The organism is Streptomyces saintjeani, from assembly GCF_055409605.1.
In genome coordinates, this window is the sequence record NZ_CP189624.1 from 51,735 (window position 1) to 71,623 (window position 19,889).

General features: G+C 72.6%; 20 protein-coding genes. 3 read left to right on the forward strand and 17 right to left on the reverse strand.

Annotated features, from left to right (window positions below):
• Positions 1 to 228: 228 nt before the first annotated feature.
• On the forward strand, positions 229 to 1,566 hold the full coding sequence (locus ACQCO7_RS00220) for a jacalin-like lectin (protein WP_464069796.1): 1,338 nt from the start codon (positions 229 to 231) through the stop codon (positions 1,564 to 1,566).
• An 83-nt stretch (positions 1,567 to 1,649) separates the two neighbouring features.
• Here ACQCO7_RS00220 and ACQCO7_RS00225 read toward each other — a convergent pair whose 3' ends face one another.
• From ACQCO7_RS00225 to ACQCO7_RS00240, 4 genes are all read right to left on the reverse strand, one after another.
• Entirely contained in the window at positions 1,650 to 3,137 is a 1,488-nt protein-coding gene (locus ACQCO7_RS00225) for a tripartite tricarboxylate transporter permease (RefSeq protein ID WP_464069797.1), read from the reverse strand.
• Between the two features lies 1 nt (position 3,138).
• Positions 3,139 to 3,636, reverse strand: a complete 498-nt coding sequence (locus tag ACQCO7_RS00230) for a tripartite tricarboxylate transporter TctB family protein (protein WP_464069798.1) — start codon at positions 3,634 to 3,636, stop codon at positions 3,139 to 3,141.
• The gene (locus tag ACQCO7_RS00235) at positions 3,636 to 4,619 is read right to left on the reverse strand and encodes a Bug family tripartite tricarboxylate transporter substrate binding protein (RefSeq protein ID WP_464077117.1); all 984 of its coding nucleotides are present in this window, start codon (positions 4,617 to 4,619) and stop codon (positions 3,636 to 3,638) included. Before ACQCO7_RS00235 ends, ACQCO7_RS00230 begins: the two co-directional genes overlap by 1 nt.
• A 181-nt stretch (positions 4,620 to 4,800) precedes the next feature.
• Entirely contained in the window at positions 4,801 to 5,757 is a 957-nt protein-coding gene (locus tag ACQCO7_RS00240; RefSeq protein WP_464069799.1) for a Bug family tripartite tricarboxylate transporter substrate binding protein, read from the reverse strand.
• A 114-nt stretch (positions 5,758 to 5,871) separates the two neighbouring features.
• On the opposite strand from ACQCO7_RS00240, the gene ACQCO7_RS00245 reads away from it, so the two are divergent.
• Both ACQCO7_RS00245 and ACQCO7_RS00250 read left to right on the forward strand, forming a co-directional pair.
• A complete protein-coding gene (locus tag ACQCO7_RS00245) occupies positions 5,872 to 7,434 on the forward strand; it encodes a sensor histidine kinase (RefSeq protein ID WP_464077118.1) in 1,563 nt (520 codons plus the stop codon).
• The gene (locus ACQCO7_RS00250) at positions 7,431 to 8,099 is read left to right on the forward strand and encodes a response regulator (protein WP_464069800.1); all 669 of its coding nucleotides are present in this window, start codon (positions 7,431 to 7,433) and stop codon (positions 8,097 to 8,099) included. Before ACQCO7_RS00245 ends, ACQCO7_RS00250 begins: the two co-directional genes overlap by 4 nt.
• A gap of 3 nt (positions 8,100 to 8,102) precedes the next feature.
• On the opposite strand, the gene ACQCO7_RS00255 is transcribed toward ACQCO7_RS00250, so the two are convergent.
• The 13 genes from ACQCO7_RS00255 to ACQCO7_RS00315 all read right to left on the reverse strand — a co-directional run bounded on the left by ACQCO7_RS00255 (position 8,103) and on the right by ACQCO7_RS00315 (position 19,815).
• Positions 8,103 to 8,396, reverse strand: a complete 294-nt coding sequence (locus ACQCO7_RS00255; RefSeq protein WP_464069801.1) for a MarR family winged helix-turn-helix transcriptional regulator — start codon at positions 8,394 to 8,396, stop codon at positions 8,103 to 8,105.
• A 32-nt stretch (positions 8,397 to 8,428) separates the two neighbouring features.
• Positions 8,429 to 8,611 carry a hypothetical protein gene (locus ACQCO7_RS00260; protein ID WP_464069802.1) on the reverse strand — a complete coding sequence of 61 codons (183 nt, stop codon included), beginning with the start codon at positions 8,609 to 8,611 and terminating at the stop codon, positions 8,429 to 8,431.
• A gap of 69 nt (positions 8,612 to 8,680) precedes the next feature.
• Positions 8,681 to 9,334, reverse strand: coding sequence for a response regulator (locus ACQCO7_RS00265; RefSeq protein ID WP_464069803.1), 654 nt, complete (start codon positions 9,332 to 9,334; stop codon positions 8,681 to 8,683).
• Positions 9,335 to 9,384: 50 nt separating this feature from the next.
• Positions 9,385 to 10,743 carry a sensor histidine kinase gene (locus tag ACQCO7_RS00270; RefSeq protein WP_464069804.1) on the reverse strand — a complete coding sequence of 453 codons (1,359 nt, stop codon included), beginning with the start codon at positions 10,741 to 10,743 and terminating at the stop codon, positions 9,385 to 9,387.
• A gap of 50 nt (positions 10,744 to 10,793) precedes the next feature.
• The gene (locus ACQCO7_RS00275) at positions 10,794 to 11,924 is read right to left on the reverse strand and encodes a hypothetical protein (RefSeq protein ID WP_464069805.1); all 1,131 of its coding nucleotides are present in this window, start codon (positions 11,922 to 11,924) and stop codon (positions 10,794 to 10,796) included.
• Between the two features lie 330 nt (positions 11,925 to 12,254).
• Positions 12,255 to 12,446 carry a hypothetical protein gene (locus tag ACQCO7_RS00280; RefSeq protein WP_464069806.1) on the reverse strand — a complete coding sequence of 64 codons (192 nt, stop codon included), beginning with the start codon at positions 12,444 to 12,446 and terminating at the stop codon, positions 12,255 to 12,257.
• Positions 12,443 to 13,792 carry an aldehyde dehydrogenase family protein gene (locus ACQCO7_RS00285; protein WP_464069807.1) on the reverse strand — a complete coding sequence of 450 codons (1,350 nt, stop codon included), beginning with the start codon at positions 13,790 to 13,792 and terminating at the stop codon, positions 12,443 to 12,445. Before ACQCO7_RS00285 ends, ACQCO7_RS00280 begins: the two co-directional genes overlap by 4 nt.
• 16 nt (positions 13,793 to 13,808) lie before the next feature.
• Positions 13,809 to 15,515: an asparagine synthetase B family protein gene (locus ACQCO7_RS00290; RefSeq protein ID WP_464069808.1), complete on the reverse strand. Its 1,707-nt coding sequence runs from the start codon at positions 15,513 to 15,515 to the stop codon at positions 13,809 to 13,811.
• A gap of 49 nt (positions 15,516 to 15,564) precedes the next feature.
• Positions 15,565 to 16,074, reverse strand: coding sequence for a hypothetical protein (locus ACQCO7_RS00295; protein WP_464069809.1), 510 nt, complete (start codon positions 16,072 to 16,074; stop codon positions 15,565 to 15,567).
• 28 nt (positions 16,075 to 16,102) lie between these two features.
• Positions 16,103 to 16,924 (reverse strand): hypothetical protein, encoded by an 822-nt coding sequence (locus ACQCO7_RS00300; protein ID WP_464069810.1) that lies wholly within the window; start codon positions 16,922 to 16,924, stop codon positions 16,103 to 16,105.
• 1 nt (position 16,925) lies between these two features.
• Complete coding sequence (locus ACQCO7_RS00305; RefSeq protein WP_464069811.1) at positions 16,926 to 18,155, reverse strand: hypothetical protein; 1,230 nt, start codon at positions 18,153 to 18,155, stop codon at positions 16,926 to 16,928.
• A gap of 23 nt (positions 18,156 to 18,178) precedes the next feature.
• Positions 18,179 to 19,177 (reverse strand): hypothetical protein, encoded by a 999-nt coding sequence (locus ACQCO7_RS00310; protein WP_464069812.1) that lies wholly within the window; start codon positions 19,175 to 19,177, stop codon positions 18,179 to 18,181.
• Positions 19,174 to 19,815: a cupin domain-containing protein gene (locus tag ACQCO7_RS00315; protein WP_464069813.1), complete on the reverse strand. Its 642-nt coding sequence runs from the start codon at positions 19,813 to 19,815 to the stop codon at positions 19,174 to 19,176. The genes ACQCO7_RS00310 and ACQCO7_RS00315 overlap by 4 nt, the downstream gene beginning before the upstream one ends.
• Between the last annotated feature and the right edge of the window lie 74 nt (positions 19,816 to 19,889).

Sequence of the window (19,889 nt, forward strand, 5' to 3'; positions counted from 1 at the left end):
AGCAGGTCGGCGTCCGGGAGGCGAGAGGTGTCCATGACGGACGATCCCAGCACGCCCCGACGGTAAAGCGCACGTCAATTGACGTGCCGTGCCACTTCCGTACCGCCCGTCCATCAGGAAACCTGCGCTTCACAGACCTCGGACCCGTTGGACACCCGATCTTGTCGCGGCGTTCTGACATGACCGCGACACTGTCATGGTTCGTCACCCCCCAGGAGGCCCTTTTCCATGCGCAGACTCCTCGCCTGTCTCGCCACCGCCGCGGCTGCGGTGGGCGCGCTGACCGCGACCACCACCCCGGCCTCGGCCGCGACGTCCGGCAGCTTCAGCGTGCTCACGTACAACGTCGCCGGTCTGCCGGAGTCGCTCTCCAGCGCCTCGACGCCGCGTGACACGAGCACGACCGAGATCGGCCGGCGTATCGCGCCGTACGACATCGTGAACGTGCAGGAGGACTTCAACTACCACGCGTACCTGTACTCGACCGACACGCACGCCAACCGGACGGCGACCAGCGGCGGCGCGGGGATCGGCAGCGGGCTCAACACCGTCTCCAACTACGCGTGGGACGGCGACGACTTCGAGCGGGTCCGGTGGACCTCCTGCCAGGTCGACTCGGGCGACTGCCTGACCCCGAAGGGCTTCAGCTTCATGCGGGAGCGGCTCGCGGAGGGGGTGTACGTCGACTTCTACAACCTGCACACCAACGCGGGCACGAACGACGGTGACGAGGCCTCCCGCGCGAGCAACCTCAGCCAGCTCACCGCCTTCATCAACACGCACTCCGCGGGCAACGCGGTCGTCGTGATGGGCGACACCAACACCCGGTACACGCGCGCCGCCGACACCATCGGCGAGTTCGCGTCGGCCAACGGCCTCACCGACGCGTGGGTGAAGCTGGTGCGCGGCGGCACCCCGCCCGCCAAGGGCGCCGACGCGCTGGTGTGCGACCAGACCGGCGCGACCGTGCCGAACACGTGCGAGGTCGTCGACAAGGTCCTGTACCGCGGCAGCAAGCTGGTGACGCTGAACGCGACGTCGTACAACAACGAGCACGCCAAGTTCCTCACCTCGGACGGCAAGATGCTCTCCGACCACGACCCGGTCACGGTCGGCTTCACCTGGTCGCAGAGCCCCGACTTCCAGCTCAGCGAGCAGTTCGGCGGACCGCACGGCGACTACTACCAGGACCTCCCGAAGGTCGCGGCGGGCGCCCGCGCCACCACCGTCTCCCTGCGCGCCGGTACCCGCGTGGACCAGGTCGGCCTCACCCTCTCGGACGGCACGACCCTGACGCACGGCGGTACGGGCGGTACGGCGTCCTCCCTGACCCTGGCCTCCGGCGAGTACGTGACGTCGGCGCTCGTCTGCCAGGGCCCGAAGGACGACCACACCCGGATCTTCTACGCGAAGTTCACCACCAACCTCGGCAACACCCTCGCGGGCGGCACCACCACCTCCGACTGCGTGACCCGCACGGCTCCCAGCGGCTGGCAGATCGCGGGCTTCCACGGCCGCGCGGCGGACGAGCTGGACAAGGTCGGCTTCATCTACACGAAGCGCTGACGCTCACCTCGTAGAGAACCTCTCTGTACGCCGGGAAGGGCAAGGAGTTCGCCTCCTTGCCCTTCCCGCGTACCCGGACCGGGTCAGGCGCCGCGCCGGATCACGAACCGTTTCAGCACCGGCCACAGCAGCACCACCAGGACGACCGCGTAGACGGTCACCGAGAACGGTGTGTCGACCAGCCCCGACACGCTCCCGTCGCTGATCTGCAAGGCCCGCCTGAGCTGTTGCTCGGCGTTCGGGCCGAGGATCACCCCGATCACGGCGGGCAGCACCGGCAGCCCGTACCGCCGCATCCCGAACCCGATCAGCCCGATGATCAGCAGGATCACGAGGTCGACGACCTCGCCGCCGACCGCGTACGCGCCGACGGCCGCGAAGAAGAGGATGCCCGCGTAGAGGTAGGGCCGGGGGATGCGCAGGAGTTTCGCCCAGACCGGCGCGAGCGGCAGGTTGAGGGCGAGCAGGAGGACCATCCCGACGAACAGGGACGCGATGAGCCCCCACACGAGGTCGGGTTCGTTCTCGAAGAGGAGGGGGCCCGGCTGGATGCCGTACTGCTGGAACGCGGCCAGCATGACGGCGGCGACGGCGGTGGTCGGCAGACCCAGCGTCAGCATGGAGACGAGCGTCCCGGCGGCCGATGCGGACGCCGCCGACTCGGGCCCGGCGACGCCCTCGATCGCGCCCTTGCCCCACTCGTCCTGGTGCTTGGAGAGGCGTTTCTCCGTGACGTACGACAGGAAGGTGGGGATCTCGGCGCCGCCCGCCGGGATCGCGCCGAAGGGGAACCCGATGAACGGTCCGCGCAGCCAGGACTTCCAGGTCCGCTTGAGGTCGTCACGGCCGAGCCAGGGCCGTCCGACGGGGATCGCCCGGCCCGTCGTGCGCCGCAGGTGCGCGGCGACCCACAGGGCCTCGCCGATCGCGAAGAGGCCGACCGCGACGATCACCACGTCGATGCCGTCGGCGAGTTGGAGGGAGCCGAAGGTGAGGCGCTGCTGGCCGGTCATCTGGTCGAGGCCGACGAGGCCGAGGGTGAGGCCGATCAGCAGGGAGGCGAGGCCGCGCAGGCGGGAGGCGCCGAGGACGGAGGTCACGGCGATGAACGCGAGGACCATGATGGCGAAGTAGTCGGGCGCGCCGATGTCGACGGCGAGGTCGGCGACGGTGGGGGCGAGGACGACGAGGAGGATCGTGCCGATCATGCCGCCCGCGAAGTGGCCGACGGCCGCGGCGGCGAGGGCCTGCGCGCCGCGCCCCGACCTGGCCATGGGGTTGCCCTCCATGGCGGCGACCACGGCGGCGCTCTCGCCGGGGGTGTTGAGGAGGATCGAGGTCGTCGAGCCGCCGAACATCGCGCCGTAGTAGATGCCGGCGAACATGATGAACGCGCCGGTGGGTTCGAGGCCGTACGTCACCGGCAGGAGCAGCGCGACCGCCATCGCGGGGCCGATGCCGGGCAGGACGCCGATCGCGGTGCCGAGGAGGACTCCGAGCGCGGCCCACAGGAGGTTGACCGGTGTGAGGGCCGTACCGAAGCCGTCCACGAGGGAGTTGAGGGAATCCATGTCACAGCACTCCCATGAGGGGGCCGCCGGGCAGCGGCACGCCGAGCAGGTGGTCGAAGAGGATGTAGGTGACGAAGGAGAGGCTGGCTGCGATCAGCGGATCGCGGTCGAAGCGGCGGCTGCCGAGGACGAACGCGGCGCCCCAGAACAGCAGCGCGCCGGCGACGGGGAAGCCGGCGGGTTCGATGAGGACGGCGGCGGCGAGGAACACTCCGGCCAGCCCCAGCACGGCACGCCAGTCGGCGGGTTCGGTGAGGTCGATGTCCTCGCCGGACTCCGCTTCGCCCCGGCCGCCGCGCAGGACGTCCACGGCGAGGAGGACGGCGATCAGCAGGAGCCCGGCGCCGACGGCGATCGGTACGGTGCGGGGGCCGACGGGGCCGCGCTGGCCGATGTCGATGTCCATCGTGAGGGCGTCGGTGAGAACGAGGGCGCCGAGCGCCAGCAGCAGGGCGCAGACGCCGAGTTCGGAGTGTTCACGCCACCAGGCACGGGTCATCACAGCCCCAGCTCCTTCAGTACGGACACGACGCGCGCGTCCTGCTCGTCGAGGAACGTCCCGAAGTCGTCGCCGGTGAGGAACGCGTCGTCCCAGCCGTTGCGCTTGAGGGACTCCTGCCATTCGCCCGACGCGTGCAGCTCCTCGAAGAAGGTGACGAGTTTGTCGCGCTGGGCGTCGGAGATGCCCGGCGGGGCCACGACGCCACGCCAGTTGGTGAACTCGACGTCGTACCCGGCCTCTTGGAGCGTCGGCGCGTCGAGCCCGGCGACGCGTTTCGTGCCGGTGACGGCGAGCAGGCGCAGTTCGCCGGACTTGATCTGGTCGAGGTACTCGCCGACGCCGGACACCCCGAAGGCGACCTTGCTGCCGAGGATGGAGGCGAGGAGTTCGCCGCCGCCGTCGAAGGGGATGTAGTTGACGTCCTTCGGGGTGATCCCGGCGGCGCGCGCCATCAGCATGGGTGCGAGGTGGTCGGGTCCGCCGGGTGAGGAGCCGCCGCCGACCGGGAGCTTGCCGGGGTTCTTCCGCCAGGCGTCGACGAGTTCACGGATGGTCTTGTACGGCGAGTCCGCCGCGACCACGACGACGTCCTGTTCCTCGGTGAGGCGGGCGATGGGGGTCGTGTCGGCGAGCGTCCTGGGCGCGTCGTTGGAGCGGGCCGCGCCGACCACGCCGAGGCCCATCGACATCGCGAGCCGTCCGTTGCTGTGTTCGCTGACCAGGCGGGCGAGGCCGACGGTGCCGCCGGCGCCGGGGAGGTTGAACACCTCGATGTTGTGGGTGAGTCCGGCGTCCTCGGCGTTGCGGGCGGCGGTGCGGGCGGTGATGTCGTAGCCGCCGCCGGGCGAGTTGGGGACCATGAAGCGCAGGCCGGGGATCTGGGTGCCGGTCCCGGCGCCGCTGCCGGTGGCCAGCAGCGGGGGTCCGAGGAGCAGCAGGATCGCGGCTCCGAGGAGGGCGAGGGGGGTGCGCAGGCGCACGGGTGCCACCACCTGTCGTCGTACGGGGGTCGGGGTGCGGGGAGGTGAGGTGCGAGGTGTCCATAGGGTGCACGCATGTCAGGGGTCCGTCGCGCTTGCGGAACCAATGGAGGTTCTGGTCTTTGTGGTCACCCCGGTTCTTTGTGGTCACCCCGGCCGCGCGCCCCCGCCGCTACTGCCGTCACCCCAGACCGAGTTGGACCACCAGCCGTGCCACGAACGCGTCCTGCTCCGTCAGGAACTCCCCGAACGCGTCCCCCGTCAAGAACGCGTCGCTCCACCCCCGCCGCTCCAACTCCCCCTGCCACTGCGGCGTGTCGTGCAGCGCGGTCAGTGCCTGGACCCACCGCCGCCGGTCCCCGGCGCTGATCCCGGGCGGCGCCACGATCCCGCGCCAGTTGGTGAACTCCAGCTCGATCCCAGCGGACTTGAGCGTCGGCACCCCGGGGAGCGCCGCGACCGGCGAGGCCCCGGTCACCGCGAGGACCCGTAGCTGTCCGGCCTCGATCTGGTCGAGGAACTCCCCGAACCCGCTCGTACCGAACGCCACTTTCCCGTCGAGCAGCGCGGGCAGCAGCTCGCCGCCTCCCCCGTCGTACGACACGTACCGCACGTCCCGGGGCACGATCCCGACCGCTTTCGCGAGCCGCATCGGCAGCAGATGGTCGGGCCCGCCGGGCGAGGAACCGCCGCCCACGGTGACCCGCGCGGGGTCGGCCCGCCAGGCGTCGACGAGTTCCCCGACCGTCCGGTAGGGCGAGTTCTTCGGTACGACGACGGCGCCGGCCTCCTCGATCAGCCGGGCCAGCGGTGTCGTGTCGGCGACGGTCGCCTCGGGCCGCGCGAGGTGGGAGGCGCCGACGACGCCGAGGCCCATCTGGAGGGCGAGCCGCCCGTTGCCGCGTTCGTTGACGGTGCGCCGCAGGCCGACGGTGCCGCCCGCGCCGGGCAGGTTGAAGACCTGGACGTCGGACGCGATGCCGGCCCTGTCCATGACGCGGGCCATGACGCGGGCGGTGGTGTCGTAGCCGCCGCCGGGCGTGTTGGGGACCATGATGCGCAGCCCGTCGCGGGAGCCGTCCCCGCACGCGCCGGCCAGCAGGAGCGCGGGCAGGGCCAGGCGCAGGCGATTCCTCATGGCACCTCTCTTCCGCAACCCGCCGGGCGAGCGCCATGATTGTGCGCCACAGCAGCCGGTGAGATCGAGTGGGCGGTGGGTACCACGTTTCGTCGCCAGACCCTCGCGGGCGAGATGCTGGTGCTCCAGACGGCGATCGTGGTGGTCGTCCTGCTGGCGGTCGCCGCGATCTCGCTCACCCAGTCGGAGGCGACGTTCCACCGGGTGGAGGGCCGCCGGGTCGGCGCGCTCGCCGAGCAGCTCGGTGCGAACCCCCTGGTCCGCAGCCGCCTCGCGCGCCCCGCGCCGCAGGAGGCGCTCGCTCCGCTGGTCCACTCGACGCAGGCGCAGTCCGGGGTGACGTCGGTGACGGTGGCCGACGCGGGCGGCCGGATCGTCGCCGCGACGGACCCGACGCTGGTCGGCAGGCTCCTGCCGAAGGCCCGGCCGGGCCGGGGCTGGTCCGGTTCGCTGGCCCTGGACGGCAGCCGTGAACTGGTCGCCCAGGTCCCGGTGCTGGCGGAGACGCGGAGCACCGTCGGCGAGCACCTGGGGACGGTGATGGTCGGCGAGGCGTCCCCGACGGCGTGGCAGCGCCTGAGCGGCGCGTCCTCGTACCTGCTGGCCTACCTCGGCGTCGCCGGGGTCCTCGGTCTCGCCGGTTCCTGGCTGCTGGCCCGGCGCGTGAAGCGGCAGACGCTGGGCCTGGAGCCCCGCGAGATCGCCGGTCTCGCCGAGCACCGGGAGGCCATGCTGTACGGCATCGCCGAGGGCGTCGTCGCGCTGGACCCGCAGGCCCGGCTGACCCTCGTCAACGAGGTGGGGCGGCGGCTGCTCGACCTCCCCGAGGACTGCGTGGGCCAGAGCCTCGCCGAACTGGGCGTGGAAGGGCGGCTCCGGGACGTGCTCGCGGAGGGCGCCGACCGGCGGGACGAGGTCGTCGTACGGCGTGGCCGGGTGCTGGTGCTGAACCGGATGGCCGTGTCGAAGGACGGGCGGCTGCTGGGGTCGGTGACAACGCTCAGGGACCGTACGGAACTTGCCCGACTGGAGCGGGAGATCGGGGCGTTCCGCAGTTCGTCGGAGCTTCTGCGGGCGCAGGCCCACGAGTTCGCGAACCAGTTGCACACCATCTCCGGGCTGATCCAGATCGGGGAGCAGGAGGAAGTCGTCGACTACATCCGGGCGTTGAACCAGCGCCGCCAGGAGCTGGACGTGACGCTGAGCCGCCGGGTGCGGGACACGGCCGTCGCCGCGCTGCTCACGGCGAAGGCGTCGCTGGCGGCCGAACGGCGGGTCGGTCTGCGGGTGTCGGAGCGGACCTCGCTGGAGCGGCTGGCGCCCGAGGACGCCGCCGACGTCGCCACCGTGGTGGGGAACCTCGTAGACAATGCGGTCGACGCGGTCGACGCGGCGGCCTCGGGCGGCGACGATCCGTGGGTGGAGGTCGAGGTGCGGCAGGACGCGACCGGGGTGGAGATCGTGGTGCGCGACTCGGGTCCCGGGGTGGCGCCGGAGCTGGCGCGGGAGGTGTTCACGCACGGGTTCACGACCAAGGCAGCCGAGGGCGGCGAGCGCGGCATCGGGCTGGCGCTGACGCGGCTCGTGTGCGAGCGGCACGGCGGGGAGATCCAGGTCGACGGGTCGGTGTTCACGGCCCGGCTGACGGTCAGAGCGGCACAGGGAGCGAGCCGGTGATAGACGTCCTCGTGGTCGACGACGACTTCATGGTGGCCAAGGTCCACCGCACGTTCGTCGAGCGCGTCGAGCCGTTCCGGGTCGTCGGCGCGGTCGGCACCGGCGAGGAGGCGGTGCGGGCCGTCGAGGCGCTCCGCCCCGACCTGGTCCTACTCGACCTGTATCTGCCGGACGTCTTCGGCCTGGACGTCGTCTCCCGGCTGCGCGCCGCCGGTCACGACTGCGACGTGATGGTCATCAGCGCGGCCCGCGAGGCCGACACGGTGCGCGGGGCGGTGCGGCAGGGGGTCGTCGACTATCTGCTGAAACCGTTCGAGTACGAGGACCTGCGCCCGCGTCTGGAGCGGTACGCGGCGCGGCGGTCCCGTCTCCTGACGGCCGTCGTACGCGGTCAGGCGGACGTCGACCGCGTTCTCGCCGGGTCCTCCGTGCCGAACAGTGCGCTGCCCAAGGGGATGAGCGTGGAGACCGCCGAGCTGGTCGAACGCACGCTGCGGGACGCCGACGGGGTGCTGTCGGCCACCGAGTGCGCCGCGCTGACGGGGATCTCGCGGGTGAGTGCGCGGCGGTATCTGGAGTACTTCCACACGGTGGGGAGTGCGGACGTGACGCTGCGGTACGGGGTGACGGGGCGGCCGGAGCGGCGGTACGGGTGGCGGGTGTGAGCGCTACCGGCGCGGCCTGGGCGTCTCGGCCGACAGGTCGCGCCGGGACTGGGGGGCCTGGTCCACGCGTTCCGTGGGCACGCCCTCGAAGAGGCCGGTCTGGACGGCCTCTCCGACGGCGGTGACGGCGCGTCCGGCGATGTCGATCCCCTCGGGGGTGAGGTGGATCCAGGCGCTGCGGGCGTCCTCGGGGTCGGCCTCGCGGACGGCGTAGCCCCGGGCCGCCAGGCGGTGGGCGACGTTGGTGGTGCCGCCGGTGGAAAGCATGAGGAGGCGGGCGAGGTGGTTCGGCTTCATGCGGTACGGCTCGCCCGAGCGGCACAGGGCGGTCAGGACGTCGAACTCGGCGGGGTGAGCGGGAAGTCGGCGAGCGCCCGGCGCATCGCGGCGTCCGGCCCGGCGGAGAGGAACAGGATCCGTTTGGTCAGTTCCGTGGAGGCGAACACGGACTCGGGGAGTTCGGCGCGCCTGGAGTCGATCCAGGTGTCCACGCGGTCGGGTTCGGTCGTCACGTCCGGCACTGCATACGACGATCGCTGTTGATGGCTTTCTCGACAGCGATTGGCCGGGGCGCGGGCCCGTCAGGCCTCGGCGGCCAGTCCGGCGTCGTGTGCGAGGACGGCCGCCTGGACGCGGTTCGCGCAGTCGGTGCGGGTGAGGATGCGGCTGATGTGTGCCTTGACCGTGCCCGCGCTGAGGTAGAGGCGGTCGGCGATCTCGGCGTTGGAGAGTCCGGCGGCGAGCAGGCGCAGGACGTCGAGTTCGGCGGGGGTGAGGCCGGCGAGGCGGGCCTGGGCGGCCTCGGTGTCGCGGCCCGACCGGACGTGCCGGTCGAGGAGTTGGCGGGTGATGCGCGGCGCGAGGACGGGCTCACCGCGCGCCGCGAGCTGCACGGCGCGGATCAGGTCGGTGGGCCCGGTGTCCTTGAGGAGGAATCCGCTCGCGCCGGCTCGCAGCGCGCGGGTGACACCGGCCTCCTCCCCGAACGCGGTCAGCATGACGACACACGTACGCGGCGACAGCCGGGTGATGTCCTCGGCGGCTGCGATGCCGTCGCGGCCCGGCATCTGGATGTCGAGGAGGGCCACGTCGATCTCCTGGCCGCGGCACACCTCGGCGGCCTCGCGGCCGTCCCCCGCCTCGGCGACCACCTTGATGTCGTCGGCGTTCTCGAGGATCAGCCGGATCCCGGCCCGCATCAGCGCTTCGTCGTCGGCGACCAGGACTCGGATCATCGACTCAGTCTATGAGATGCCGCTCGGCTCACGAGACAGCCTGTACCCGCTCATCTGACGAACTCCGCGACCGCCAGGACCAGCAGGAACGCCACCGTCGGCAGCACGATCGTCACCGCGAGGCATCCCGATCCGAGCACGCGGGGCCAGGTCAGGATCTCGTCCGCCGCCGGGGTCCAGGCCGCTCGGCCGCCCGGGTCGAAAGCCGTCCCCGTGCCCTCCCCCGGCAGCCAGGCCGCGATGCGGAAGCCGCCGTCGGGCAGTGTTCCCGCCTCGAACTTTCCGCCGAGCAGCGAGACCCGTTCCTCGCAGCCGACCAGTCCGCTGTTGTTCCCGCCCCGGGACCGGACCCCGGTGCCCGGTGCCGCGTTCGTCACCGACACCTCGACCGCGCCGGCCGCGTCCCTGACGACCACTCCGGCCGGCGCTCCAGCCGCGTGTTTCAGCGCGTTCGTCAGTCCTTCCCGGACGACGCGGTGGATCGCCTGCCGGGTCCGGAATCCGATGTCGGCCGTGTCGGGGACGGACCAGTCCAGGTCGACGGTGCTGCCCGCTCGCCGGGACTCGGTGACGAGTGCGGTGATGTCCTCGCGTGTTCCGCGTTCCTCTCCCGCGAGGTCGGTGTGGCGCAGGACGCCGAGGATCTCGCGGAGTTCCCGCATCGCCGTACCGGCCGTGGTGCGCAGGAGTTCGGCCTGGCCGGACAGCGCGGGTGCCTGGCGGCCGGCGGCGAGTTCGAGGGCTCCGGCGTGGACGGAGATGAGGCTGAGGCGGTGGCCCAGGAGGTCGTGCATCTCGCCGGCTATCCGGTTGCGCTCCTGCATGCGCGCCGCCTCGTCGGTGAGGACGCGGGCCTGTTCCAGGTAGGCGTTGCGTTCCTTGAGGAGTCGCACCAGGGGGCGCCGTCTGCCGAGCAGCGTCCCCGCGAGAGCGGGGAGCACCAGGAGGATCACCGCCGAGGCCGCGCCGCCGCCGAGGTTCATCAGCAGGTCGCCGGACCAGATCAGCGACTTGGTGACGGTGAGCACCAGGACGAGAGCGCAGGAGATCCCGACGGTCCGCCACGGCCGTGCGACCCGGCGCGCGGCGGCGAGGACGACGAGGGGGGCGACCGCCATCGTCCACACGTTCTCGCCGACGACCAGCACCGAGGCGCCCAGGACGGCGGCGGTGGGCCGGAGCCGCCGGGCGGGGACGAGCAGGACCGCCACCGCCGCTTCGAGGACGGCCGACACCCGATGGACCGGGGGTGCGAGCAGCAGGGGCAGCAGGGAGAAGAGGGCGGCGAGCAGGCAGAGGAGCAGTTCGCGGCGGACCGTGCGCCGGTCGGCGCCGCGTACGGCCGACCTGATCGCCTCGGCTTCGTCGCGCAGCCTCGACACCCGTGCGTCCGCGAGCAGGTGACGCATGTTCTCCCTTCCGCCGCCGTTCTCCCAGGAGGAACGGTAGCCGTCGGGTGTCACGCGCCCAGCAGGGGAGTCAGGTCGGCGCGCAGGGCGGCGACGTCCAGGTCCAGGAGTCCTGCGGCGGTCTCGTCGTCGAGGAGGGCGGCCAGCATGTGGACCGTGCCGGTCGTGAGGGCGCCGTGCTCGGCGGCGGCCAGGCGGGCGACGTCGGTGACGCGCTGGGCTGCGGGGGTCAGCTCGACGGCGCCGTCCTCGGGAGCCGGCTCCTCGTCCTTGCCCGAGGTGCCGGAGGCGGGCGGGAGGGTGAGGGCGGAGGCGGTCAGGGTGTCCTGGCGTACGCCGTGCCGGCGCAGCAGGTCCACGGCGGAGTTGACGGCCTGGAGGTCATCGGGGAGTGCGAGGCCGGCGACGTGCAGGGCACGGTCGAGGGCGAGGATGCCCAGCAGTTGGTCCACCGGTCCCGCGAAGCCCCGGCCGTGCCGGGCCGCCTGCCGCTGGGCCTCGGCGTTGACCGCGCCCATGATCGGTGAGCCGTTCACACCGCTGCCCGAGACCAGGGAGCCCAGCACGCGCATCACGGGGTTCCTCCGCCTGCCGAACGCCCCGCCCATCCGCAGCACGTGGATACCGGCCGGCTCCGGGGCCTCGTCATCCGTGAGGGCGGCGAGCCTCTCCAGCGCGGCGGCCGTGTCGACGCGCTCCAGTGTCATCGCCTCCCGCGCACGGGTGCCGGGCACCTCCACCAGGGACCGGGCCACATCGCTCCGGCGCACCGCGGGCGCCCCTTCGGTGCGGGCCGACTCCAGGGCGCGGAGCAGGCAGGCACGCAACGCCCCTGTCATGCCGGGCAGTTCGGCGGGTTCGCGCTTCGCGAGGCGGTACCGCCAGCGCACCTCGCGCCAGACGGCGTCCACCTCACGGTCCTCGACGGCCTCGGCGTCGTCCTCGCTCACCCACCTTCCGCTCCCGGCGAGCGCCCGGATGTGCCCGCCGAGCGAACCGGCCTTCCGCATCCCCGAGACGATCGCCTCACCGGCGTCCGTCTCCCCCACCAGGGCCTCCAGCACCGTGTCCGTCCCCACTGCCGTCAGCTCGATCCGCACCGCCACCTTCAGTGCCCGCCCCAGCAGCTCCACGACGTCCGTGCCGAACTCCGTCGCCATTCCGTCGACCCGCTGCACCATCTGCGTCTCCCGTCCCTCGCGTCCTCATCCACCTCGAACGCTACGGACCACGCCCCGCCCCCCGCATCGGCCGAACGGCCAAGCCCCCGAGCCGATCGGCCCGAACGGGCTAGTGCCGTGTCAGGCGACGTTTGCCCGTCAAGGAGCGGCGTCCGGTGTGTGCTCTCGGCGTGCCGGCCGGAAGTCCTCGTACTGGACGTACGTGGGCTTTCGGCCGGTGCGGCGAGAGTGCGTGCCAGGCGTCGCGACGCCGCGGAGATCCATCAGAAGCGCCCTAGTCCTTCCGGCCGAGTCGGCCGGCGCAGGGTGTCCGACGCCGGTGGTCGCGGGTCACCCCTGCTGTCCGCCTTGCCGCCGGGTACGCAGCGCCCACAGATCCCGGCAGCCGTCGACGAACAGTCCCGTGCCCACCAGAGGCGCCAAGGCCGGGTACGGCTCTTTCGTGATCGCCCCGGACAGGCTGAGGATCACGATGGTCAGGCCGGACACGACCTGCGCCCCGGCGATCAGCGGCTTCCTCACCCCCGCACCAGCCTCGCCGTAACCGTCTTCGGCCGCTGATACTCATGCAGCGCCAGCACGCTCAGGTCCGTCCCGTGCCCCGACGCCCCCCGCCCGCCGTGCGGCAGCTCAGCCGTCTGTGCGAGGTGGCAGTTGAGCCACGTCTCCCCCGCGTTCAGCCGGCCGGCCAGCTCCAGCCCTGTCGTCAGGTCCCGTGTCCACACGCTCGCCGCGAGTGCCTGCGGAACTCCGTTCGCGAGGGCCACCGCCGCGTCGACGTCCTCCGCCTGCTGGACCGTCAGCAGTGGTCCGAACACCTCCTCCACGATCGCCGGGTCGTCGTCGGGAAGGTCGGCGAGGATCCGTACGGGACGCCAGTAGCCGTTCTCCTCGCCTGAGCCGAGGGCGAGTTCACCCGCGAGGGACCGTCCGGCCGCCGAGGACTTCACGATTCCGTCGTAACGAGCCGCCTGGTCCGCGTTGTTGAGAGGACCGAAGTCGCGGCCCGCTGCGCATTGCCGGGCCGCTTCGGCGAGTTCGGCGACCGTCTGTTCGTAGTTCTCGGGGAGCGTGATGATCCGTGCGGGTGCGGCGCAGCTCTGGCCGGCGTTGTAGGCGCAGGCGGCGACGAGCTGGGTCCAGGTGTCGGAGGGGGCGTCGGGAAGGACCAACGCGGGTGCGTTGCCGCCGAGTTCGAGGCTGACCCGGCGTCCGCCGGCCCGCGCGGCGACGTCGGTACCGGCGCGGGCGCTGCCGGTGAACGCGACCATGTCGACGTCCGCCGCGACGAGCAGCCGCCCCGTCTCACGGTCACCGGGAACCGTCGTCAGGACCCCCGGCCCCAGTGCCTGAGAAGCGTGTTCGGCGAGCAGCTCCAACGTGTCCGGCGTCGTCTCGGCGGGCTTGGCCACGACGACGTTCCCGGCGGCGAGGGCGGGCGCGCACCGCCAAGTGGCCATCATCAGCGGGTAGTTCCAGGGCACGACGACCCCGACGACCCCGAGCGGCTCCCAACGCACCCAGCTCTCATGCCCGTCGATCAACTGCCCGGCGGCAGGCGCGGTTTGGGCCCGCACGGCGGACGCGTAGAACCGGAACAGGTCGGCGGCCTGCGCCACTTCACCGGCGGTCTCGCTCGACGGTTTCCCGGTCCCGGCGTTCTCGCGGGCGACGTACTCGGCCGCGTTCTCCTCCACGAGCGCGGCGAGCCGCTCCAGCCGACGCGAGCGTTCCTTGGGAGTGAGCCCCCGCCAACTCGCCAGAGCCGTAAGGGCGTTGACGACCGCCTCGCGGACTTCAGACTCGCGCCCGATGGGCGAGGTGCCTCGGGTGCGGCCGGTGCGGGGGTCTATGAGGGTGGTGTTCACGTGCGCTGGTCTCCCTTTACAGGTCGTAGGCCCGGAGCCACAGCTCCAGGGTGAGGACGAGCCACAACTTGCCGCCCTGCCGGGGCAGCAGCGTGCCTTCGCCGCGCAGCCAGGTCCGTACGGTGTCGGTGCGGAACAGTCCCCGTTGCCGGGCCGCGCGTCCGAGCAGCAGGTCGCCGCCGAGGTCGCGCAGGGGTCCGCTCAGCCACTGCTGCACGGGCACCCGCATGCCGCTCTTCGGCCGGTCCACGACCGTCTCCGGCAGCAGGTCCCGTACGGCCTCCTTGAGGACCCATTTCTCCGCCGTGCCACGGAGTTTGAGGGTGGGCGGGACCGCGAAGGCGTGGTCGATCACACGACGGTCGAAGAGGGGGGCGCGGCCCTGGAGCCCTTGGGAGGCGCTGAGGCGTTCGACCTTGGTGAGGATGTGGTGGGCGCCCTTGGTGCGGAGGTTGCAGTGCAGGAGCTGGTTGAGGAGGTGCGGCATGCGGTCGGGGCCGGTGAGGTAGGGCTCGACGAACCGCTGTGGAGGCGGGGCGAGTTCGAGGGCGGCCAGCGCGTCGGCGGTGAGCAGGTCCGGGAGGTCGGTCCAGCACTTGCGGTACGAGCGCAGGTAGGCGGTGGCGCGGTCCTCCGACCAGGGCGCGCGCGAGTGCATCTCCTGGACCAGCATCGGGAGGTTCTTCGGCCCGCCGAACACCGGGTCCCCGCCCTCCCCGTTGAGGACGACCGTGTGCCCGTCCCCGGCGACCGCCTCGGCGAGCAGCAGGTTCGGGACGGTGAGCGGGTCGCCGACCGGGCTGTCGAGGAGGGCGGCGGTGTCGGCGAGCCGTGCCGCCACGGCCGTACCGGAGACCGACAGCACCCGGTGCCGGGTGTGGCAGTGGGCGGCGACGAGGCCCGAGTAGCCCAGTTCGTTGGGGAGTTCGTCGCCGAAGCTGATCGAGTACGTGTGTACGGGGTGGCTGTGCAGCTTCGCGGCGAGCGCGGTGACGAGCGAGCTGTCGACGCCGCCCGACAACAGGACGGCGACGGCCTCGGCCTCGGGCAGCCGCCGCGCGGTGGCCTCCTCCAGGAGCGTCCGCAGGGTGAGGACGGGGTCTCCGTCGGAGTCGATCCGCTCCTGCGGCTCCCAGTACACCGTCTCCGTCGTCCTCCCGTCGGCCGCGAGCCGCAGCACCCGCCCGGGCAGCACCTCCCGCACGCCCTCCAGGAGCGTCTCGTCGCCCGGCAGGTAGGCGAAGGTGAGGAAGGAGCGTACGGCGGAGAGGTTCACGCGGGTGCCGAGCGCGGGCCAGCGGCGCAGGGCGCGCAGGGAGGTCGCGGCGGCCCACGTCCCGTCTGCGCGGGCGTAGAAGAGGGTGCGGGCGCCGACGTGGTCGCGGATCAGGACGATGTCGTCGCCGTCCAGGACCGCCAGCGCGAACATGCCCTCGGCGAGCGCGACGCCCCGGGGGCCGAGGCGGGTCCAGCAGCGCAGGAGGAGTTCGCCGTCGGTGATGTCGGGCGGGACGGGGGCGTTGCCGGTGGCAAGGGCGGCTCGGAGTTCGGCGCGGTTGTGGAGGGTGACCTCGCCGACGGCCCGGCGTCCGTCCGCCTCGAACGGGCCGTCCGCGTGGCCCGGTTCGCCGGGGACGAGGCCGAGGCCCGGGGCGAGGGGGGTCACGCCCATCGCGGTGAGGTGCGCGGTGCCGGGTGCCGCGCAGACGCAGAAGCGTGCCATCGGGTGGGTGTCCTTTCCTGGGGGGAGTACGACCGGTGCGGTGGGCCCGTCACCCGAAGTCGTCGTCGCTCCAGCTCCCGTCGTCGTCCCCCCAGTCCCCGCCGTCCCACCCGCCGTCGCCGCCACCGCCGTCCCCGCCTCCGGACGACGAACTCTGCGCCTGCTGCCGCAACTCCTCTTCCTCCTCCGGCGTGAGCGACACCGGCGGCAGGTGCGCGGCCGTCACCGCGAGCCCCGCGATACCGATCCCGGCGAGCACCGCGCCCATCCGCCCGCCGAACGACGTCCGGTTGACGGTGAGCCGCTCGCCGCGTCCCCACAAGGTGCGGCCGTAGCCGATGTCCCGCCCGTACATGACCGTCCCGTCGGCGAGGACCCGCTTCACGATCCTGTCGCCGAGGAGTTCGTCGGTGCCGGTACCGCCCCGCTCGTCGCGCCACCGCACGACGCCGTCCGGCCGGCGGCGACGCCACTCCTGGCCGCCGTCCTCGTAGGTACGGTGGACGGTCCCGTCGGCCAGCAGTTCGTCGCGGTAGCCGGTCTCGCGTGGGCGGATCATGCGTGTGGGTCCTCGGTTCGGGGTCGGGTCAGGCATCGGGCCAGGTCATGAACCCGGCGGTACGCAGGTCGCGCAGCTCGCTCCAGGCGGAGGCGCGGGCGGGGCGGGGGCCCCGGGTCAGGCGCAGCACCGCCCGTACGAGCCGTGCCGGGGGTACGGCCGCGACCTCCGCGAAGCGGCCCGCCGCCAGCCAGTCCACTTCCGCCGCCTTCAGGCCGTGCGGGAGCGGGCCGATCGGGGGTACGCGGCCCGGCCTTCTGCCGGAGACGAGGTGCAGGGTCTGTGCGTGGCGGGGGACGAGGCCGAGGGAGACCACCCTCACGCCGGGGACCTGGCCGAGGGAGTCGCGCACCTTCGCGGGGAGGGTGATGCCGGTGGGGCTCGCGTCGTGCAGGACGTGCACGGTCGCCGCGCCCGCTCGGGCCAGGGCTCCTGTGAGGCGGGGGTACAGGGGGAGGTCGTCGGGTGCGGCGAGGATCGGGCAGGCCGCTTCCAGGTGGACGTGGTTGGCCAGCAGCATGCCGGCGATCTCGCGGTTCTGGCAGATCAGCAGGCGGGGTACGCCGTAGTCGTACAGGTCGGGTTCCCGTGCGGGGGCGCCGGTCGTCGGGGCGGGTTCCGCTGCGGGGAGGAGGCCCGGGAGGTCGAGGTCGTGCAGGGCTTCGGTGAAGTGGGGGAGGCGGACGGGTGGGGGCGGGCTGTACGGAACTCTGCGCAACGGGGCCGGGCGCGGGCGCAGTACCCGGCACGTCTCGTAGTACAGCTGGCGTTCCGTGAAGCGCAGGTCCCCGGGGGCGGCGGCCCGGCGCGCGGCCACGGTGATCGCGCGGCTCAGGAGTGGCCTCGGCATGTCAGTTCCCGTCCTTCTCTGAGGTCGGCCAGCTCATGAATCCCAGGGGGAGGAGGGTGGCCTGGCGTACGGCTCGTACCACTGCCGACTCCAGCAGGGCGGGTGGGACGGCGGCGAGGGGGCTGTACCAGCCTTGGCTGAGCCACTGGACCTCTTCGGTGGTCAGGTGGCTGAGCCGATCCGGGGTGGGGGTGGGCATGGGGGTGGGGGTGGCCGAGTGGCTGAGCCTCTCGGCCACTTCAGCGGCTGAGTGGCTGGACCTCTCGGCCTGCGCGGTGGACGAGTGGCTGAGCCTCTCCCCCTCGCCGGTGGCTGAGTGGCTCAGCCACTGCTCCACACCAGCGGCACCAGTGGTCGAGTGGCTCAGCCTCTCATCCACTCCCCCGCCCAACCGGCTCAGCCTCTCACTGGCCAAGTGGCTGAACCACTCATCCACCGCACCATGCAGCACCACCGCCCGCCGATTCCCCCTCACCGCCCGCACCGGCATCCCCGCGTCCACCACCACCTGCCCCGGCCACCGCTCCCGCACCTCGGCGACGAGCCGCACCCCCGACGCGCCGGCATCGTGCAGCACGACGACCGGCACCCGCCCCGACACCCCGTCGGGCCCGGCGACAAGGCGGAATTCCCAGCGGCCGGGCATCCCGTTCGCGGCGAGGAAGACGCGCGTCGCCAGGTCGGGGCAGAGGAGTTCGACCTTGCCGGCGATGCCCTCGCGGCGGGCCGCGTACGTCCGTTCGTCCACGATCCCGGGCGGCAGCCTGCCGTACGTCTGGACCCACCGGTGCCGCATCATCGACCCGAAGGCGGCCGGCGTGGGCGAGATGCTGGCGCCCGCGCCGACGGCGGGCCGGTACGGCTGCCCCCGCGCGATCCGGTAGCCGAGGACGACGAGCCCGAGGCCCGCGAGCCAGACAAGGCCCCCGGCGGGTACGTCCTTCACGGCGATACCGAGGGGGACGAGTCCGAGGGCCAGGAAGAATCCGGTGCCGCAGCCGATCCAGCCCTTGCGTCCCCGTTCCGGGGAGCCGGGCCAGGTGCGGTGGTCGGTGCGGGCCAGGTACCCGAGTTGGGTGATGGTGACCTTGCGGCGGCCGGAGTCGGTGGCGCGTTCGGCGATACGGCGGATGCGCAGGTCGTGCATGCCACGGCCGTGCACCTTGGGATCGAGGGCGAAGGCGCGCCCGCACTTGCCGCACACGCTGTTGGTGCGTTCCTTGCGCAGCACCGACTCCTGGCAGCCAGGGCAGATCACCCGCGCCCCCCGGCCCCGGTCTCCGGCACCTCGGGCCAGGTCAGGAACCCGACGGCGGCAGCCTCCCGCCGCGCCTCGACCTGCTCGACCGCCCGCGTCACGGCGGCCAGCAGCTTCGCCGGCGGCACCCCCACGAGCGGGAACCCCCACCCCCGCCCCAGCCACTTCACCTGCTCGGCGCTCAACTCCCCAGTCTCCACAAGAGACTTGATGGTGTCGGACCCCGGCCGCTCCCCCCGGACGGGTACGGCCTTCCGCACCCCGAACACGGCGTCCACCGGCACCCCGACGTCGACGACGACCCGCCCGGGATAGGCGCCACGGGCCCAGTGCGCGTACAGCACCCCGGCGGCGTCGGCGTCGTGGAGGACCAGTACGGGCACCCGGCCTGGCAGGGCGGACGGTTCGGTGACGACGTCGAGGCCCGCCGCGTCCAGGAAGACGGCGATGGACCGGTCGGGGCAGAGGACGACGGGCCTGCCCGCCGACCCCTCTCGCGGCAGCGGGGCGCGGCTGTCGTCGAGGATGCCGGACGGCAGGGAGCCGTAGACGATCCACCAGGTGGCCAGCGAGACGGTGCTGAACGCCGCCCGCTCGATCCGGGGCTTCCCCCGCCCCGCCCCCATGCCGTACGCGACGGCGAACCCGGCCGCCGCGAGGAGCGCGAGCAGGCCGATGACCTGGGCGGCGCCCACACCGTTGCTGAGTCCGAAGATCCCGGCGACCCCTCCGGCGATGAGCAGGGCGACCGCGCACCCCATCTCAACCCGGGGCTCACGCAGCGAGCGGCGCGCGAGGGCGTACCACAACTGGCCGGTGGTGCAGGGGAGTTGCCCGTTCCCCGTGAGGGCCGCCGCGACCCGGACGACCCGGAGGTCGTTGAGTTCGAGGGGGTTGGTCTTGGGGTCGAAGACGTACCGGCGCCCGCATTTGGAGCACCGGTTGTCGGGGCGTTCCTTGCGCAGGAGGGACTGCCGGCAGTGCGGGCAGATCATGTGCGGCCCTCCAGTCCTTGCGCGATGCGCCGCAGGCGGGCGGCGAGGCGTTCGCGGACGGTGGTGGTGCCGGTGCCGTGGACGCCTTGGTGGCGTTCGATGTCCCGCAGGGCGGCGGCGAGTCGGCCGAAGCCGCCGCGCCGTTCGGCCTCGTCCGCGGTGATCGCGTAGTCCTCGTGGTCGATGCCGTAGCCGGTGTTCGCGGCGAGGATGGTGAGCGGGTCGGTGTTCCGGTTGGCGAAGGAGTGCGGCATCATCTCGGGGATGCGGATCAACTCGCCGGGGGCGAGGGGGACTTCGGTGACGCGGTCGCGTTCGGCGTCGTACAGTCCGCAGGCGGCGTAGCCGAGGCTGAGGACGTGGTGCTCGCCGCCGTGGGCGTGCGGGGTGAAGGCGCTGCGCGGGCCGACGATGCCGAGTTTGACGGTGGCGTTGGAGGGGCGTTCGGGTGAGGTCTTGGCGTCGCCGACGAGGTAGTGGGCGAACTGGCCGTCGTCGATGAACCTCAACAGGTCCTTGTCGGGGCCGAGTTCGCGGGCGCCGTCGCGGTCGGCGAGGACGACGGTGCCGTCCGCGCCGATCCGGTACAGCCGGACCCCGGAGGGCAGTTGCCCCGCCCCCGCGAAACCTTCACGCATACCGCCGGACAAGCGCGCCTCCCCCATGTGCCGCTCACGTACGCGCATCGTAAGCCGCTGATCCAGAACGCGAC

What these genes read in the sequence shown, in the direction of transcription:
- ACQCO7_RS00255 (WP_464069801.1), bottom strand. Translation starts at nt 8,396, where the DNA reads ATGAAGCCGAACCACCTCGCCCGCCTCCTCATGCTTTCCACCGGCGGC.
- ACQCO7_RS00245 (WP_464077118.1), top strand. Translation starts at nt 5,872, where the DNA reads ATGCTGGTGCTCCAGACGGCGATCGTGGTGGTCGTCCTGCTGGCGGTC.
- ACQCO7_RS00265 (WP_464069803.1), bottom strand. Translation starts at nt 9,334, where the DNA reads ATGATCCGAGTCCTGGTCGCCGACGACGAAGCGCTGATGCGGGCCGGG.
- ACQCO7_RS00295 (WP_464069809.1), bottom strand. Translation starts at nt 16,074, where the DNA reads ATGATCCGCCCACGCGAGACCGGCTACCGCGACGAACTGCTGGCCGAC.
- ACQCO7_RS00290 (WP_464069808.1), bottom strand. Translation starts at nt 15,515, where the DNA reads ATGGCACGCTTCTGCGTCTGCGCGGCACCCGGCACCGCGCACCTCACC.
- ACQCO7_RS00275 (WP_464069805.1), bottom strand. Translation starts at nt 11,924, where the DNA reads ATGGTGCAGCGGGTCGACGGAATGGCGACGGAGTTCGGCACGGACGTC.
- ACQCO7_RS00300 (WP_464069810.1), bottom strand. Translation starts at nt 16,924, where the DNA reads ATGCCGAGGCCACTCCTGAGCCGCGCGATCACCGTGGCCGCGCGCCGG.
- ACQCO7_RS00270 (WP_464069804.1), bottom strand. Translation starts at nt 10,743, where the DNA reads ATGCGTCACCTGCTCGCGGACGCACGGGTGTCGAGGCTGCGCGACGAA.
- ACQCO7_RS00230 (WP_464069798.1), bottom strand. Translation starts at nt 3,636, where the DNA reads ATGACCCGTGCCTGGTGGCGTGAACACTCCGAACTCGGCGTCTGCGCC.
- ACQCO7_RS00225 (WP_464069797.1), bottom strand. Translation starts at nt 3,137, where the DNA reads ATGGATTCCCTCAACTCCCTCGTGGACGGCTTCGGTACGGCCCTCACA.
- ACQCO7_RS00310 (WP_464069812.1), bottom strand. Translation starts at nt 19,177, where the DNA reads ATGATCTGCCCGCACTGCCGGCAGTCCCTCCTGCGCAAGGAACGCCCC.
- ACQCO7_RS00220 (WP_464069796.1), top strand. Translation starts at nt 229, where the DNA reads ATGCGCAGACTCCTCGCCTGTCTCGCCACCGCCGCGGCTGCGGTGGGC.
- ACQCO7_RS00240 (WP_464069799.1), bottom strand. Translation starts at nt 5,757, where the DNA reads ATGAGGAATCGCCTGCGCCTGGCCCTGCCCGCGCTCCTGCTGGCCGGC.
- ACQCO7_RS00315 (WP_464069813.1), bottom strand. Translation starts at nt 19,815, where the DNA reads ATGCGTGAAGGTTTCGCGGGGGCGGGGCAACTGCCCTCCGGGGTCCGG.